14 protein-coding genes are annotated in these 15,691 nt (G+C 67.0%); 5 read left to right on the top strand and 9 right to left on the bottom strand.

From position 1 onward, the window contains the following. The first annotated feature begins 92 nt into the window (after nt 1-92). Nucleotides 93-1,511 (top strand): carboxylesterase/lipase family protein, encoded by a 1,419-nt coding sequence (locus tag ACZ1J6_RS14300; RefSeq protein ID WP_465128158.1) that lies wholly within the window; start codon nt 93-95, stop codon nt 1,509-1,511. A gap of 30 nt (nt 1,512-1,541) precedes the next feature. Here the strand turns inward: ACZ1J6_RS14300 and ACZ1J6_RS14295 are convergent, their stop codons facing one another. After that, entirely contained in the window at nt 1,542-3,842 is a 2,301-nt protein-coding gene (locus ACZ1J6_RS14295; protein WP_465128157.1) for an ATP-dependent helicase, read from the bottom strand. Nucleotides 3,843-3,975: 133 nt separating this feature from the next. Here ACZ1J6_RS14295 and ACZ1J6_RS14290 point away from each other — a divergent pair, with 133 nt between their 5' ends. After that, the gene (locus ACZ1J6_RS14290) at nt 3,976-4,650 is read left to right on the top strand and encodes a hypothetical protein (protein WP_465128156.1); all 675 of its coding nucleotides are present in this window, start codon (nt 3,976-3,978) and stop codon (nt 4,648-4,650) included. Between the two features lie 45 nt (nt 4,651-4,695). Here the strand turns inward: ACZ1J6_RS14290 and rsmD are convergent, their stop codons facing one another. Further along, complete coding sequence (gene rsmD / locus ACZ1J6_RS14285; RefSeq protein WP_132264204.1) at nt 4,696-5,241, bottom strand: 16S rRNA (guanine(966)-N(2))-methyltransferase RsmD; 546 nt, start codon at nt 5,239-5,241, stop codon at nt 4,696-4,698. A 38-nt stretch (nt 5,242-5,279) separates the two neighbouring features. Further along, nucleotides 5,280-6,728, bottom strand: a complete 1,449-nt coding sequence (locus ACZ1J6_RS14280) for a pseudouridine synthase (RefSeq protein WP_465128155.1) — start codon at nt 6,726-6,728, stop codon at nt 5,280-5,282. A 110-nt stretch (nt 6,729-6,838) separates the two neighbouring features. Here ACZ1J6_RS14280 and ACZ1J6_RS14275 point away from each other — a divergent pair, with 110 nt between their 5' ends. Continuing rightward, the gene (locus ACZ1J6_RS14275; RefSeq protein WP_132263707.1) at nt 6,839-8,521 is read left to right on the top strand and encodes an AmpG family muropeptide MFS transporter; all 1,683 of its coding nucleotides are present in this window, start codon (nt 6,839-6,841) and stop codon (nt 8,519-8,521) included. A 3-nt stretch (nt 8,522-8,524) separates the two neighbouring features. Here the strand turns inward: ACZ1J6_RS14275 and ACZ1J6_RS14270 are convergent, their stop codons facing one another. From ACZ1J6_RS14270 to trpB, 3 genes are all read right to left on the bottom strand, one after another. Then, nucleotides 8,525-9,820 carry a bifunctional folylpolyglutamate synthase/dihydrofolate synthase gene (locus ACZ1J6_RS14270; RefSeq protein ID WP_132263705.1) on the bottom strand — a complete coding sequence of 432 codons (1,296 nt, stop codon included), beginning with the start codon at nt 9,818-9,820 and terminating at the stop codon, nt 8,525-8,527. Nucleotides 9,821-9,923: 103 nt separating this feature from the next. Beyond that, complete coding sequence (gene trpA / locus ACZ1J6_RS14265; protein WP_465128154.1) at nt 9,924-10,700, bottom strand: tryptophan synthase subunit alpha; 777 nt, start codon at nt 10,698-10,700, stop codon at nt 9,924-9,926. A gap of 4 nt (nt 10,701-10,704) precedes the next feature. Then, the gene (gene trpB / locus ACZ1J6_RS14260; RefSeq protein WP_465128153.1) at nt 10,705-11,946 is read right to left on the bottom strand and encodes a tryptophan synthase subunit beta; all 1,242 of its coding nucleotides are present in this window, start codon (nt 11,944-11,946) and stop codon (nt 10,705-10,707) included. 244 nt (nt 11,947-12,190) lie between these two features. Here trpB and ACZ1J6_RS14255 point away from each other — a divergent pair, with 244 nt between their 5' ends. Further along, nucleotides 12,191-12,658, top strand: coding sequence for an outer membrane protein (locus tag ACZ1J6_RS14255; protein WP_132263700.1), 468 nt, complete (start codon nt 12,191-12,193; stop codon nt 12,656-12,658). Between the two features lie 180 nt (nt 12,659-12,838). Here ACZ1J6_RS14255 and ACZ1J6_RS14250 read toward each other — a convergent pair whose 3' ends face one another. Continuing rightward, on the bottom strand, nt 12,839-13,480 hold the full coding sequence (locus ACZ1J6_RS14250; RefSeq protein ID WP_465128152.1) for a phosphoribosylanthranilate isomerase: 642 nt from the start codon (nt 13,478-13,480) through the stop codon (nt 12,839-12,841). 46 nt (nt 13,481-13,526) lie between these two features. On the opposite strand from ACZ1J6_RS14250, the gene ACZ1J6_RS14245 reads away from it, so the two are divergent. Next, nucleotides 13,527-13,964: a DUF4019 domain-containing protein gene (locus ACZ1J6_RS14245; RefSeq protein WP_132263696.1), complete on the top strand. Its 438-nt coding sequence runs from the start codon at nt 13,527-13,529 to the stop codon at nt 13,962-13,964. Between the two features lie 22 nt (nt 13,965-13,986). On the opposite strand, the gene ACZ1J6_RS14240 is transcribed toward ACZ1J6_RS14245, so the two are convergent. Further along, the gene (locus tag ACZ1J6_RS14240; protein ID WP_465128151.1) at nt 13,987-14,745 is read right to left on the bottom strand and encodes an SIMPL domain-containing protein; all 759 of its coding nucleotides are present in this window, start codon (nt 14,743-14,745) and stop codon (nt 13,987-13,989) included. Between the two features lie 266 nt (nt 14,746-15,011). Next, nucleotides 15,012-15,689, bottom strand: a complete 678-nt coding sequence (pyrF, locus tag ACZ1J6_RS14235; RefSeq protein WP_465128150.1) for an orotidine-5'-phosphate decarboxylase — start codon at nt 15,687-15,689, stop codon at nt 15,012-15,014. Nucleotides 15,690-15,691: the final 2 nt, after the last annotated feature.

Below are 15,691 nucleotides of genomic sequence, written 5' to 3'. Positions count from 1 at the left end.
GCGGGCGATCTCGCTTGCGTGGCTGCACGGCCGCATGCCAGACTGCTTTCGAAGAGGCTGTCTGCTGCGGGGATCCGATGAAATACAGGTACATGCTGGCGTTCGTAGGCGTGTTTGCGGCTTCCTGCGGTGCGCAGGTCGGTCCCCGGCCGGAAGCGTTCGTCGAGGGCGGCAAGCTGGCTGGCCGCGTTGAGAACGGCGTGGCCAGCTGGAAGGGCATTCCTTTCGCCGCGCCGCCGGTCGGTCCCTTGCGCTGGCGCGCGCCGCAACCCACCGCCGCCTGGCAGGGAACCCGCGAGGCCACGACTTATGGCCATGACTGCATGCAGAAGCCCTTCGACGGAGATGCGGCGCCGCTCGGCACGCCGCCTGCCGAGGATTGCCTTTACGCCAATGTCTGGCGTCCTGCCGCAGCCAAGGGCAAGCTGCCGGTGGTCGTGTGGATCTACGGCGGCGGCTTCGTGAACGGGGGCGCTTCGCCGCCGACCTATTCCGGCGCGGCACTGGCGCGGCAGGGCGTCCTGTTCTTCAGCTTCAACTACCGCATCGGTCGCTTCGGGACTTTCGCGCATCCGGCGCTTACTCGGGCGGCGGAGGACGGCGGCATGGTGGGCAACTACGGCTACATGGACCAACTGGCCGCGCTGCGCTGGGTTCAGCGCAACATCGCGGCTTTCGGGGGCGATCCGGCCAATGTCACCATCATCGGCGAGAGCGCCGGCGGCATGTCGGTGAACAATCTCGTGACCTCGCCCGAGGCCGATGGCCTGTTTCACAAAGCGGTCGTGATGTCGGGCGGGAACGGCACGAGCCTGGCCAATCCGGATCTTGCCGCGACCGAAGAGATCGGTGGCCGCTTCGGGCAGTCCAAGGGCATCGCTCCGGGCGACCCGGAGGCTCTGGCGAAATTGCGCGGATTGACGGCCGAGCAAGTGATCGACGGCCTCAATCTCGCGGCGCTGTTCACGCCGGCCGGGGGCTTGCGTACCTTCGCCAGTCCCTTCTCCGATGGCCGCATAGCGGTGGACCAGCGCAAGGCTTATGAAACCAACCGCTTCCACCGCGTTCCGATGATGATCGGCGCGACCAGCGACGACATCGGCGGCGTCAGTGGCGGCATGATAGCCGGCGCGCGGCAGATCTCCGGCCTTGTCGCCAAGGCGGGCGTTCCGGTCTACGAGTACCGCTTCTCCTACGTTGCGTCCTCGCTGGAGGGCGGCGGCAAGGGTGCCGGCCACGCTACCGACATCCCGTTCTTCCTCGATACCCAGGCGGTGAAATATGGAGACCGGACCAGTGCGCGCGACAAGGCGATGGGCCGGATCGTCAGCGCCTATCTCGTGAATTTCGCGCGGACCGGCGATCCCAACGGCGCCTCCTTGCCGAAGTGGTCGCCGCGCGCCGGGGAGGGCGGGGATCTTCTCGACTTTGCAGCCGACGGCACGGCGCGCTTCGAGCGCGATCCGTGGATCGAGCAGATCCGCGCGGCGCCGGTAAAGACCGGCCTCTGAAATTGCATCAAGCTGGCAGGCTGGCCCGCGTCAGCCTGCCGGTTTGACGAAACTGTCGAGCACGCGCTTGAGCCCGGCCTGTTCGAATTCGATCTCCAGCTTGTTGCCTTCCTGGGAGATCACCGCGCCGTAGCCGAACTTCTCATGGAACACGCGGCTGCCGATTTCTATGTCGGTGCGCGGTTTGGCGGCGAAGCTGGCCGCACTGCGCGTTGATTCGGCGATCTTGCGCGGCGTGGTATCGAATTCCCGGGCTGCGGCGCGCTGCCACCCCGGGCCGCGCGTCACCGTGCGGGCGGGCTGGGCGCGGGCCACTTCGGCAAAGGGATCCGCCATTTCGGACCATTGCGCCCGCCAGAGCGAAGCGCCGCCGGTCAGCGTGGTTTCGCTCTCGACGTGATCGTCCGGAAGTTCGGCAATGAAGCGCGAGGGGATCGAACTGGTCCACTGGCCGTAGATCCGCCGATTGGCCGCGTGCAGGATCGTGCACTTGCGCCGCGCGCGGGTGATCGCGACGTAGGCGAGCCGGCGCTCTTCCTCCAGGCTGGCCAATCCGCCTTCGTCCATCGCCCGCTGCGAGGGGAACACGCCTTCCTCCCAACCGGGCAGGAACACATGCTCGAACTCGAGTCCCTTGGCCGCATGCATGGTCATGATCGTGACCTTTTCCTCGTCGGAGGCAGCGTCGTTGTCCATCACGAGGCTGACGTGCTCGAGGAAATCGCCGAGCGTCTCGTATTCCTCCATGGCCCGCGCCAGTTCGACGAGGTTTTCGAGGCGCCCGCTGGCTTCGGGCGTCTTCTCGGCCTGAAGCGCGTCCGTATAGCCGCTCTCATCCAAGACGGTGCGCATGAGATCGGCTGGGTTCTCGGTGCCGGAAAGGTCCCGCCACCGCGCGAAGTCGCGCATCAGCGACAGGAACGTGTTGCGCGGGCGGGCCGGCAATTCGTCGCTGTCGGCGATCTCGATCGCGGCCATGGCAAGCGGGATGTTCCGGCGGCGAGCGAGTGTGTGCAGCGCCTCCAGCGCCTTGGCGCCCAGGCCGCGCTTGGGGGCATTGTAGATGCGCTCGAAGGCAAGGTCGTCCGCCGGCTGCGCGATCACGCGCAGATAGGCGAGGGCATCGCGGATCTCGGCGCGTTCGTAGAAGCGGAAGCCGCCGACGATGCGATACTTCATGCCGATCGAGATGAACCGGTCTTCGAATTCGCGGGTCTGGTACTGTGCGCGCACGAGGATGGCCACCTGGTCGAGCGGGGCGCCTTCGCGCTCCAGCCGCTCGATCTCGTCGCCCACGCGGCGCGCTTCCTCGGGGGCATCCCAGACGCCGATCACGCGGACATTGTCGCCGGGATGGCGCTCGGTCCACAGCGTCTTGCCGAGGCGCTGGGTATTCTCGCCGATCAGGCCCGAAGCGGCGGCGAGGATCTGCGGGGTGGAGCGATAGTTCTGCTCCAGCCGGATCACCTTGGCGCCCGGAAAATCCTTTTCGAACTTGAGGATATTCGCCACTTCGGCGCCGCGCCAGGAATAGATCGACTGGTCGTCGTCTCCCACCACGCAGATGTTCTTGCGCTCCTGCGCGATGAGCCGGAGCCACAGGTACTGGACCTGGTTGGTGTCTTGATACTCATCCACCATCACGTATTTGAACCGCTGCTGGTACTGTTCCAGCACCTCGCGGTGAGTGCGCAGAATGTTGAGCATGTGCAGCAGGAGGTCGCCGAAATCGCAGGCGTTCACGGCCTTCAGGCGGTCCTGATAGAGCTGGTAGAACTTCTGCCCGCGGCCATTGGCATAGGCCTCGTTCTCGCCTGCATCGAGGTCGGCCGGGTTGAGGCCGCGATTCTTCCAGCGATCGATGCAACCTGCAAGCTGGCGGGCGGGCCAGCGCTTTTCGTCCAGCCCTTCGGCCTGGATGAGCTGCTTGAGCAGGCGCAACTGATCGTCGGTATCGATGATCGTGTAGTTGGGTTGCAGCCCTACCAGTTCGGCATGGCGGCGCAGCATCTTGGCGGCGATGGCGTGGAACGTGCCCAGCCAGGGCATGCCTTCCACGGCCGGGCCGATCAGGTGCCCCACGCGCTCGCGCATTTCGCGGGCGGCCTTGTTGGTGAACGTGACGCAGAGAATCTCGCTCGGCCAGGCGAGGCGGCTGCGCACCAGATGCGCCAGGCGGCGGGTGAGCGCCGCCGTCTTGCCCGTGCCGGCTCCGGCCAGCATCAGCACCGCGCCTTCGGTGGTCAGCACGGCCTCTCGCTGCGGCGGGTTGAGCCCTTCCAGCAGGGGGTCCGAGGAGGCTTCGGGCAGGGAGGATTGCAGATCGTTCACCCGTGAACATCTAGGGAACGGGATGTCGTGGCGCAAGGCCGGTTCGTCGCAGCCCCGGAACAATCCCCCGGCGCCGGGAGTCGCCTAGTCACGGAAAGAATAACCAGAAACACGAGCAGATGGAGAGTGAGTCATGCACAAATATCTCCTTTCGGGCGCGGCAGCCCTGGCCATCCTGAGCATGTCCGGCGCCGTCCAGGCCCAAGACACCGCTGGGAATACCACGACGGACACTGCCGGCGAGATGCCCCCTGTGCCGGAAGCCCCGCCGCCGCCCGCAACCCCTTCCGATTCGAGCATGCCCTCGGGCATGGCCGGGGCCAAGCCCATCACCTCCTCGACCATGACACCGGACCAAAAGTCCATGTACGACGCCTGGCCGGCCGCCCAGCGCGCGGATTACGACTCGTGGACGCCGGAGTATCAAGCCTATTACTGGAGCCTCACGGCGCCGCAGCAGAAGGGCTACTGGGCGCTCACCCCGGACCAGCGCGGGCAAATCTACAAGATGACCCCGGAGCAGCAGGCGATCGCTTGGAACTCGATATCGCAGCAGATGGCCGGCAAGACACCGACAACGCCCCCGGCACAGGCGAACCCTCCGGGTGATGGCATGCCGACGACCGGCGTTCCCGATCCGCAATATGCCGACCAGACGGTGCGCCCGGCCATGCCGGCCGACCAGACCTATCAGGGCGGCCCCTACAAGGGTGCGATGACGCCGCCGCCTGCGACCGCGATGAACAAGGATTATCCGGTCTGCAGCAAGACCGTGAAGGATGGCTGTCGCAATCGCGGCGGCAAGTAAGCCGGGCGAGACCGTCCCGAACCTTGTCCGGGACGGTACTGCCTTCTAGCCGACGGGCCGCAGCAGATGCAGGCGGGCCTTGCCGACATCGCGCGAGCTTTCGAGTTCGAAGCCCTTGATGGAAACGGCTTCCGTCTTGGCGGTCTCCAGGCTGACCCAGGTCTGTTCGCCGATCCAGCCGAGCCGCGCGAGCTTGTCGATCGCGACTGCGCCGGCGCCCGTCTCGTAAGGCGGGTCGAGCAGCACGAGGTCGAGTGTTCCCTTGGCGGGGCCGAGCGCCATGACCGACCCGGCGCGCACGTCGCTCCGGCCCTGGGCCTGAAGATTGGCGATATTGGCGCGAATCGCGCGAACCGCTGCCGGGTCCTGGTCGACGAAGAGGCAATGGGCCGCGCCGCGCGACAGGGCCTCAAGGCCCAGCGCACCCGATCCCGCAAAGAGATCCGCGACCTTCAGGCCCTCGAAAGTACCGAGCCGGCTGGCCAGCATCGAGAACAGCGTCTCTCGCGTGCGGTCGGCCGTCGGCCGGGTGGTATCGCCTTCGGGCGCTGCCAGCTTGCGGCCGCGCCATTCGCCCGCGACGATGCGCAGGCCCGTCTTCACGGCTGTGCCCCTGGCCGCGGGCCCCTTCACGACTTGATGCTCGGCAGGGTCTTGCGGAAGTTTTCGAGATCGCGCTGGCTAACCTCGAACGCCATGCCCTTGGGCAGGTCTAGCAGGCGGAAAGGTCCGTAAGACGTGCGAATCAGGCGGCTGACCTGCAGGCCGAGGTGTTCGAGAACACGGCGGACTTCGCGGTTCTTACCTTCCGTCAAAGTCATCTCGATCCACTGGTTGCGCCCGGTGCGGCGCTCCATGTTGGCGTCGATCTTTCCGTAGACCACGCCTTCGATCTCGATGCCTTCGATCAGGTCTTCGAGCTGGCCCTGGCTGATGTCGCCGAAAGTACGGGCGCGATAAGTGCGCGGCACGCCGGTGGCGGGCAGTTCCAGCTCGCGCTTGAACTCGCCGTCATTGGTCAGCAGCAGCAGCCCCTCGGTACTGAGATCGAGACGGCCTATCGGCATCACCCTGCCGCTGCCTTCGGGCAGGGCATTGCGCAAGGCGGTGTAGATCGTCGGCCGGCCGGCGGGATCACGCTCGGCGGTGAGCAGGCCGGCCGGCTTGTGGAAGGCGAAGAGGCGGGTTTCCTGGGCCTCGCGGACCGGGTTGCCGTCCACGGTGACGCCCTTGAGGTTGGCGAGCACGGTCGAGGGGGTCTCGATCACGTCTTCACCCAGCTTCACGCGGCCTTCGATGATAAGGCGTTCGGCTTCGCGGCGGCTGGCGATGCCGGCACGGGCCAGCAGCTTGGCGATGCGCTCGCCCTCGCGCACGGGCAACCCGGCGGACTTGGGCGTGGGCGCTGCTGCCTGGGGCGCCGAGCGGGGGGGCTTCCGACGCGGGCGTTCACTGTCGAAGCGGCCGGAATCCGACGGACGGGGACCGCGCGGCGCATAAGCGCTGCCGCGCGAATCCTGCTCGCCGAAACGAGCGCCGGGGCCGCGGCGCGGCGCAGCGTCACGCGCCGGAGCGGTGGTGCGGGCAGAGCGCTCGCCGCGTGCCGGGGCGCCATCGCGCGACGGCCGATCCTCGCGGAAAGGCCGATCCTCGCGGAAGGGACGGTCTCCGCGTACGGGACGGTCGGTGCGAGCAGGGCGTTCGGCGCGGGCCGGACGATCATCGCGCGAACGACGTTCATCGCGCACGGGGCGTTCGTTACGGCCGAAGAGCTTTTCGTCACGACCGGAGCGGCCTGAGCGGCCGCCGCGGGCCGGGCGTTCGTCGCGCGTCGATCGCGATTCCCGGGCGCTGCGCGTATCACGCGCATCCCGTGCGGGGCCATCGCGAAATGCGCGTCCCCGGCCGCCTTCTTCCCGTCCCGCATCGCTCCGGGTCGCGCCGTCGCGTGCCGTCCGGTCGGCGCCGCGCCGGCCCGAGGTGCCTGAAGTGGTGCGCGAGGGGCCACGCGAGGAGCCGCCATCGCGGGAAGAGCCGCCACGCTTCGGGCCGCCGGATTTGAAAGGAGGTTTGGACATTCGCCCGCCCATACCTGTTGATCGCCGCTTCATCCAGCCTTCCCTTCGGGAAACCACGCGTTACGGTCGCGCAGGGCCCGTCCCCGGAGTTTGCCAACGGAGAATACTGGATGTCTGAAGCCTCTGCTGCCCCGAAGCCCGGCTTGGGGACGGTGATTCGCGCTTTGGGCAATCGGAAGACCGGGTTCATGGCGGTCTTCGGGTTTGCGGCCGGTCTGCCGTACTCGCTCCTGCTCGGCACGCTTTATGCCTGGCTGTCCGATGCCCATGTCGATCTGGAGACGATGGGCGTATTTTCGCTGATCGGGCTGGCTTACGCGTTCAAGTTCCTCTGGTCGCCCGCGCTCGACCGCATCGACCTGCCCGGCCTTCGCCGCCTTGGCCGCCGCAAGCAGTGGATCGTGACGGCGCAGGTCCTTCTCGGCATCATTCTGGTGACGCTGTCACAGCTCGATCCGGTCGCGGCGCTGGGCCTGTTTTCGCTGTTGGCGGGCATCGGCGCCTTCGCCTCGGCCACGCAGGACATCGCCATCGACGCCTGGCGCGTCGACGTGGCGGACGACGTGGCGACCATCGACATGCTCTCCACGGTATTCCAGATGGGCTATCGCATCGCCGCGCTCGTCGGCGGGGCATTGGCCCTGATCCTGGCCGAGCGGATCGGCTGGACTTCGGTGTTCCTGGTCATGGGGCTGATTCTCGTGGCTGCGGGTGTGGTCTGCCTCTTCGCGCCCGATGCGGATGCTGTCGCGCCGAGCGCCGAAGACCGGGACGAACTGCTGGAACTGCGCGAGGCGGGGCAGCTGAGTCCGCGCGTGCGCACGATTGCGCTGGCGCTGGTGGGCCTGCTGTGGGGCTGGGCGCTGGTTACCGTGGGAATCTTCATGGTCCGCTCGCTGGGCAGCGATCCGGGTGCGCGGCCCGATGCCGTCGATTTCGTGTCGACCACCGGCCCGCTCATCGTCATCGCCACCATCATCCTGCCTGCCTCCATCGCGGCGGTGCTGGTCTATCTGCAGCGCAGCGGACGTCATCTCCTGACGCAGGCCGTGCCGCACGACGGGACCGGTTCGCGCGTGGCGGACCACCTCTACCGCGCCCTGATCCTGCCGCTGACCGAACTGGTGGGGCGCATGGGCTGGGGCCTGGTGCTCGCCCTGGCGCTGGTGCTGACGTATCGCATCTGCGATTCGATCTGGGGCACTTTCGCTTATCCCTTCTACCTGGGCGAACTGAAGTACACGAAGGACGAAGTGGCCATCGCCTCCAAGTTCTTCGGCGTGGGCGCCATCGTTCTCGGCCTCGCGCTCGGGGGTACGCTGCTGACGGTGATCGGCCGCATGGCCACGCTGACGCTCGGCGCGATCCTCGCTGCGGTCACCAACCTGCTCTATGCGGACCTCGCCCTCGGCGGCGCGCGCATGGCCATGGTGAGCGACATGCTGGGCGTGACCTGGCTGGTCGAGCAGCTTGGCGGAGAGCCGCGCCTGGGCACGCTGATGGTCACGATCGGCACGGAGAACCTGGCGACGGGCATTGCCGGCGCGGCCTATATCGCCTGGCTCTCGTCCATCGTCTCCAAGGGCTACAGCGCGGTGCAATATGCGCTGCTCTCGTCGCTGACCTTGCTGGTGGGAACGCTGGGGCGCGGCGCGCTGGGACAGCTCATCCAGCAGCAGGGCTATTACCGGATGTTCGTGCTCGTCACCTGGATCGGCACGATCGCCATCGTCCTGTGCCTGCTGGAATGGTGGCGCGTGGCCCGGCAGGCGCGGCGCGCGCGCCTGGCCTGATGCCTAGTCCGGCACTTCGTCGTTGGCCTTGAGCACCACGCCGGACAGATAGAGCGATCCGGCGATCAATACCGGCAGGCCATCGTCCGGCAGCGCGGCAAGCGCATCGGCCACGCTTTCGGCGCCGAGCGCGCCCGGGCCGAAGCTCGCGGCACCGTGGCAGTCGTGGCCGGGCACCGGCACCGCGCGAATGCTGGCGATGCTTTCGGCCAGCGGCTGGGTGAGCGCGCGCGGGTCCTTGTTGGCCAGCATGCCGATCACGAGATGCAGCCGCTGCCCAGCGAAATGACGGGCGATGGCGCGCCCGGCGTCGGGGTTGTGGCCACCGTCCAGCCAGACGGCGCGCCCTCCGGCATGACGGGTCAGCGGACCTTGGGAGAGCCGTTGCAGGCGCGCGGGCCAGTGTGCGGCGCGAATCCCCTCCGCCATGGCCTCTGGCGCGACGGTCACGCGGTCCTGATGGCGCAGCATGGCGACGGCCAGCGCGGCGTTCTCCGCCTGGTGCAGGCCGGGCAGGCTCGGCAGCGGCAGGGTGAGTTCGCCGTGCCGGTCCGAATATTCGATCACGTCGCCCACGCCCGCGTCCCAGTCGCGCCCGCGCATGTGCAGCGGGGCGCCGGCGGTCATGGCGGCGCGCTCGATCTCCAGGGCTGCGCTTTCGGGATAGGCCAGGGTGGCGACGGGGGCAGGGCTGCGGACGATGCCGGCCTTTTCGAAGGCGATGCGGGCGAGCGGGTCCTCGGGCGCGCCGGGCTCCGGGCGGAGCAGGAACGCCTCGTGGTCGATGCCCAGCGTCACGATACCGCAGGCGGCCGGGTGTTCCAGCACATTGGTGGCATCGAGCCGCCCGCCGAGGCCGACCTCGACCACGCAGGCATCCGCAGGTTCCCGCGCGAAAGCGAGGAAGATCGCGGCCGTCGTCACTTCGAAGAAGCTGGGCTGGAGATCCTCGCCCGCATCGAGAACTTCGGCGAGCAGGTCGGCCAGCATCCCGTCGGAAATCAGCTTGCCGCCAAGGCGGATACGCTCATTGTAGCGCACGAGGTGCGGTTTGGTGGCCGAGTGGACCTTCAGGCCCTGCGCTTCCAGCATGAAGCGAAGGTAAGTGCAGGTCGAACCTTTGCCGTTCGTGCCGGCCACATGAAAGGTCGGCGGCAGGCGCTTTTGCGGGTTACCGACCCGGTCGAGCAGGGTCAGGATGGTCTCCAGCCCGAAGCGCCCCTGCGGCAGCGACAGCGCCTCCAGCCGGTTGAGCTGGGCCTGGACGCGGGGGTCTTCGGAAACGGCGAAGTCTTTCATGGCACCCGTCCGGAAAAGCACATCGCGGCGACCTGCAAGAGGCCGCCGCGATGCTGGAATTGCGTTGTCGTCATGCAATTGGCAATGACGAAAAACAGAAGGGTCAGCGCGCGGTGTGGACCGCTTCGGCCAGCGAGGCCGTCAGGGCGCGCAGATGGGCAGGAGCGTCGGTGCCGTGCTGCTTGACCAGGTCGACCAGTGCAGAGCCGACGACGACGCCGTCCGCCACTCTGGCAATGGCGCTCGCCTGTTCGGGGGTGCGCACGCCGAAACCGACGGCCACGGGGATGGTGCTGGCGGCCTTGAGCTTGGCCACGGCATCCTCGATCGAGCCTTGTGCCGCCTGCTGCATGCCGGTGACGCCTGCGACCGAGACGTAGTAGAGGAAGCCCGAGGAGCCTTCGAGCACGGCAGGAAGCCGTGCCGCATCGGTGGTGGGCGTGGCGAGGCGGATGAGCGAGACGCTCTTGTCGCGCAGGGCAGGGCCGAGTTCGGCGTCTTCCTCAGGCGGGATGTCCACGCAGATCACGCCGTCCACACCGGCTTTCGCGCATTCGTCGGCGAACCAGTCCGCGCCGCGCGCGATCATCGGGTTGGCGTAGCCCATCAGCACCAGCGGCACCTGGCTGTGGCGCGCACGGAATTCGCTGGCGATGCGGAACACGTCGGCGGTCCTGGTGCCGGCATCGAGGCTGCGGATGTTCGCTTCCTGGATCGCCGGGCCGTCGGCCATGGGATCGGTGAAGGGCATGCCGAGTTCGATCACGTCGGCGCCGCCTTCGACAAGCGCGTCGAGATTGGCGGCGGTGTCGCCGTCACCCCCGGTGATGAAGCAGACGAGCGCCGGGCCCTTGGCGAATGCGGTTTCGAAGCGAGTCATTAGCTTAAAGCTCCACGCCCAGCGCTTCGGCGACGGTGAAGATGTCCTTGTCACCGCGGCCGGAGACGTTGACGACGAGCAGCTTGTCCGCGTCCATCTCGGCGGTCAGCTGCGGCAGCGCGGCAAGGGCGTGCGCGCTTTCGAGCGCCGGGATGATGCCTTCCAGTTCGCAGCAGAGCTGGAATGCTTCCAGCGCCTGCGTATCCGTGATCGGCACGTAGTTCACGCGGCCGCTCTCATGCAGCCAGGAATGCTCCGGCCCGAGGCCCGGATAGTCGAGACCGGCCGAGATCGAGTGGGCCTCGGTGATCTGGCCGTCCTCGTCCTGGAGCAGGTAGGTCTTGTTGCCGTGCAGGATGCCGGGCTTGCCGCCGGTAAGCGAGGCGGCGTGCTTGTCGGTCTCGATGCCGTGGCCCGCGGCTTCGATGCCGGTCATCGCGACTTCGGGATCGTCAAGGAAGGGGTGGAACAGGCCGATCGCGTTCGATCCGCCGCCCACGGCCGCCACCAGCATGTCGGGCAGGCGGCCTTCCTTTTCCAGCATCTGCTCGCGCGCTTCCTTGCCGATGATCGACTGGAAATCGCGCACCAGCTCAGGATAGGGGTGCGGGCCGGCGGCGGTGCCGATGATGTAGAAGGTGTCGTGGACGTTCGCGACCCAGTAGCGCAGCGCGTCGTTCATCGAGTCCTTGAGGGACTGCGATCCGCTTTCGCAGGAGACGACTTCGGCGCCCAGCAGCTTCATGCGGAACACGTTGGGCTTCTGGCGCTCGATATCCTTGGCGCCCATGAAGATCTTGCAGGGCAGACCGAAGCGCGCGGCGACGGTGGCCGTGGCGACTCCGTGCTGGCCGGCGCCGGTCTCGGCGATGATCTTCTTCTTGCCCATGCGGATGGCCAGCAGGATCTGGCCGATGCAATTGTTGATCTTGTGCGCGCCGGTGTGGTTCAGCTCTTCGCGCTTGAAGTAGATCTTCGGGCCCTTTCCGGCCGGCGCGAGGCCGCGGAAATGCTCGGTCATGCGCGGGGCATAGTAGAGCGGGCTGGGGCGGCCGACGAAGTCCTTCATCAGCGCATCGAATTCGGCCCAGAACGCCGGATCCTGCTGTGCCTTGCGGTATTCCTTCTCGAGATCGAGGATCAGCGGCATCAGCGTTTCGGCAACGTAGCGACCGCCGAACTGGCCGAAGTGGCCGGTTTCGTCGGGCAGGGAGCGGAAACTGTTCACGGGCGTCGGTGCGGTCATGAAACGGGCGATTGGCAGAGCGCGACCTGCAAGTCCAGCGCCTTGCTTCCTTGGGGTGCGCCAACCCGTTTTCAATTGCAAATCATGCAACAGACGCACCTGCAATGGCAAGATAATGTCTGTAAGTGGCAGTTTCGTGACGTTTCGGGGTAATTATGAATTATTTCGTTCATCTGGGTGAAAGGTTGGGGGGAGCAGCGGGGCGGCTCCCGGTGAGGGCCGGGACATTCTGGAGTTTAAAAATATGCGTATTGCACTCGTTTCGCTCGCTGCGGTTGCTTCCGTGGCCGCCGCCACCCCCGCTCTCGCCAACGAAGCGCGCGTCGAAGCCCGCACCGGCATCATCTGGGACGGCAGCGACAGCGAAGCAGTTGCAGGCGTCGCAGTCGGCTACGACTACGACCTGGGCAACAAGTTCTTCGTGGGCGTCGAAGGTTCGGCTGACAAGATCCTGACCGACGACACCCGCGTTTCGTGGGGCGTTGGCGGCCGCGCCGGCTTCAAGGTCACCCCGACCACCAAGCTCTACGCCAACTCGACCTGGCAGTCGAAGTTCGCCAAGTACGGCAACAGCGCCGTTGCCGTCGGCGGTGGTCTTGAGCAGTCGCTCAACGACCGCTTCTACGGCAAGGTCGAATACAAGCACCTGCTGGTTGGCGACAACACCCCCGACGCAGACGTCGGCCTGGTTGGCGTTGGCGTAAAGTTCTGATCGGATTTCCGGCCTGACGCAGCTACCGAGTTCGTCAGGCCGGAGCCGGCACAGGGAATTCGCTCTGCAAGGAGCGTAAGCCAGGGAAGGGCGGTCTATGAGGGGCCGCCCTTTCTCTTTGCATCCCCTCCGCGCGTGATCGCGCCGCGCCAGGCCGCGCCGCGATCCGGCAGGTTGCGGTCAGGACGCCTGCAAGGCGCGCGCGAAAGCCGCGATCCGGTCGAGGTCCTTGACGCCCGGTGCGCTCTCGACGCCCGAAGAGGTGTCCACCAGCGGAGCGCCGGTCAGCCGCACGGCCTCTGCGACGTTTTCCGGGTTCAGGCCGCCCGCCAGGCCCCAGGGGATGGGGCCTTTCCAGTTCGCCACGAGATTCCAGTCGAAGCTCAGGCCCATGCCGCCGGGCAGGCTGCCCTTGGGTGTCTTGGCATCGAACAGCACGAGATCCACGGCTCCGGCATAAGTGGCGGCCCCGGCCGCATCTTCCGCCGTGGCGACCGAAAGCGCTTTCCACACCGCAATCCCGAACTGCGCGCGAAGCTGCGCTGCGCGGGCGGGACTCTCGCTGCCGTGAAGCTGAAGGGCATCGAGCCTTGCGCTGGCGACGGCTTCGCCGATCGTTGCATCGTCGGCATCGACGAACAGGCCCACCCGCCCGATCCGCCCTTTTGCCCGCTCCGACAGGAGCGCTGCCTGCGCCGGCGTGACGTTGCGCGGACTCCTGGGAAAGAACACGAAGCCGGCATGGGCGGCGCGCGCGCGGATCGCCGCGTCGAGTGCGTCGGGCGTGCTTATCCCGCAGATCTTGATCGCGGCAGTTGGCATGTCGTTTTTCCGGCCTAGATTGCGTCCCGGAACCAAGGGGGACAGGATGAACCGCCAAATGTCGAGACGGGTCGGCCGCTATCTAGTGCCATTTGTCGCCGCCGCAATGCTGGCGGGCTGCGGCGTGAAGGAGTCGTTCAAGGACGCCGAAGCCGAAGTGGCGAAATTCCACCAGGCGATGGACGCCGGAAACCTGCAGCCGATCTGGCGTCAGACCGATCCGGCGCTGCGCAAGGGTCCGGAGCACGACCAGCTCGCCAAGGCGCTGGAAGCCGTGCAGCGCAAGCTCGGCAAAGTGAAGGGGACCAAGCAGGTGGGCTGGAACGCCAATGCCACCACTGGCGGCACCTTCGTCACCCTGACGTACGAGACGCAGTTCGAACGCGGGTCGGGCGTCGAACAGTTCGTCTACCGCAAGAGTGACGAAGGCCAGGTGGCGCTGACCGGCTACAACATCCAGTCGCAGGACATGATGCTCAACTGAGCCGGGCAGGCGCCTCTGCGAATCAGGGCGCCAGCTCGAACTGTACGGTGACGTTGACGTTGGTTTCCAGCTCTCCGGCCGCGACGGGGGGCGCGGAGGCCAGCGAGTCCATCGCCGCCTTTGCGCGGTACATCACCGGGGCGGGCGAATAGCCGCCGCTCTCGCTGATCGAGACGATGCGGGTGACATGCATGCCCGCAGCACCGGCATAGAGTTCGGCGCGGGCACGGGCTTCCTTGATGGCCGCGACGCGCGCCTCGTTCTGCGCGGCATCGGGCTGCGACAGCGAGAAATTGGGGCCGTTGACCTGGTTGGCGCCGGCCTTGACAAGCGCGTCGATCACTTTGCCCATGTCGTCGAGCTTGCGCTGGCGCACGCCCACGGTGTTGCTGGCCTCATAGCCGACGATCTCGCGCGGGCCGTCGACATAGCTGCCGTCGGGTTGGCGCTTGGGCTGGGCGTAGACCGGATTGACGCTGAGATTGCTGGTCTGGATGTCCTTGTCCGCCACGCCCGCGCGCTTCAGCGAGGCGATGACCTGGTTCATCCGCGTGGAATTGCCATTGAGCGCCTCGCTGGCCGTGGCGCCTTGCGTGGTCACCCCGGCCGAGAAGCCGGCCATGTCGGGCGAGCGGGTGGAGGAACCCTGCGCGTTGACGGTCAGCAGGGTATGCCCCGCGGCGATGGTAGGCACCAGGCCCGTGTCCTGGGCCATGGCGGGCACAGCCACGGCCGAGGCCAGCGCGGCAGTCGTTACGGCAAGCAGGTTCAGGGATTTCATGAGGTCGCACTCTCCGTCCAATTGATCGGTTCAACGATCTGGAGGGAGGGAGGTTGCCCGGCGCTGAACCGTGCATTTTGCGCCGTGAAAGGTTTTGAGCAGGAGGTGTGCCGCTGCGCCGGTGGCTTGCGATCCCGGTGTGCAACGGACACGGCCTTGTCTTTCCGTCCTCCCGCAGAAGCGGGCTGAAGGGCCAAGTCAGTTCTTGTCGGTGGCCGGCTGGGTCAGGTGCGGTGCGGCATTAGACGGGCCGCACCGCTCCTGCATCACAGCGTCGCTTCGATCGCGATCGCGGCGGCGAGGGGATCTTCGGCACGGCTGATCGGGCGGCCGATGACGAGCACGCTGGCGCCCGCATCGCGCGCCGCGCGCGGGGTCATGATGCGCTTCTGGTCGCCGTTGCGGCCATCGTCGGGGCGAAGGCCGGGGACGACGAAGAAGCCGTCCTTCCACTGCTGGTGGACCGCGCTCACTTCATGGCCCGAGCAAACGATGCCGTCGAGCCCTGCCGAATGGGCCAGGTCCGCCAGGCGAAGCGCCTGCTCGTGCGGTTCCGCGTTCACGCCGATGGCGTTGAGGTCGCCGCCGTCCAGGCTGGTCAGTACGGTGACGGCCACGACCTTGCAGTTCTCGCCCGCGGCGGCCTTGGCGTCTTCCATCATGGCACGGCCGCCGGCGGCGTGGATGGTGACGATGGAAGGCTCCAGGACGTGGATCGCCTGCATGGCGCCGGCCACGGTGTTGGGGATGTCATGCAGCTTGAGGTCGAGGAAGATCGGCAGGCCGAGCTTGTGCAGCTCGTGAACGCCATGATGACCGTGCGCGCAGAAGAATTCGAGACCCAGCTTGATCCCGCCGATATGCCCGGCGACCTTTCGCGCCAGCGCCTCGGCGGCGTCGAGGCGGGGCAGGTCGAGGGCGAGGTAGACGGGATTGCTGTTCATGA

It is taken from the genome of Novosphingobium sp. BL-S-21 (assembly GCF_055521655.1).
This window is presented reverse-complemented; position numbering and strand designations above follow the sequence as displayed.

Bases quoted from the DNA above. Each gene is read 5' to 3' on its own strand.
- ACZ1J6_RS14300 (WP_465128158.1), top strand. From the start codon at position 93: ATGCTGGCGTTCGTAGGCGTGTTTGCGGCTTCCTGCGGTGCGCAGGTC.
- ACZ1J6_RS14290 (WP_465128156.1), top strand. From the start codon at position 3,976: ATGCACAAATATCTCCTTTCGGGCGCGGCAGCCCTGGCCATCCTGAGC.
- ACZ1J6_RS14280 (WP_465128155.1), bottom strand. From the start codon at position 6,728: ATGTCCAAACCTCCTTTCAAATCCGGCGGCCCGAAGCGTGGCGGCTCT.
- ACZ1J6_RS14275 (WP_132263707.1), top strand. From the start codon at position 6,839: ATGTCTGAAGCCTCTGCTGCCCCGAAGCCCGGCTTGGGGACGGTGATT.
- ACZ1J6_RS14270 (WP_132263705.1), bottom strand. From the start codon at position 9,820: ATGAAAGACTTCGCCGTTTCCGAAGACCCCCGCGTCCAGGCCCAGCTC.
- trpA (WP_465128154.1), bottom strand. From the start codon at position 10,700: ATGACTCGCTTCGAAACCGCATTCGCCAAGGGCCCGGCGCTCGTCTGC.
- trpB (WP_465128153.1), bottom strand. From the start codon at position 11,946: ATGACCGCACCGACGCCCGTGAACAGTTTCCGCTCCCTGCCCGACGAA.
- ACZ1J6_RS14255 (WP_132263700.1), top strand. From the start codon at position 12,191: ATGCGTATTGCACTCGTTTCGCTCGCTGCGGTTGCTTCCGTGGCCGCC.
- ACZ1J6_RS14250 (WP_465128152.1), bottom strand. From the start codon at position 13,480: ATGCCAACTGCCGCGATCAAGATCTGCGGGATAAGCACGCCCGACGCA.
- ACZ1J6_RS14245 (WP_132263696.1), top strand. From the start codon at position 13,527: ATGAACCGCCAAATGTCGAGACGGGTCGGCCGCTATCTAGTGCCATTT.
- ACZ1J6_RS14240 (WP_465128151.1), bottom strand. From the start codon at position 14,745: ATGAAATCCCTGAACCTGCTTGCCGTAACGACTGCCGCGCTGGCCTCG.
- pyrF (WP_465128150.1), bottom strand. From the start codon at position 15,689: ATGAACAGCAATCCCGTCTACCTCGCCCTCGACCTGCCCCGCCTCGAC.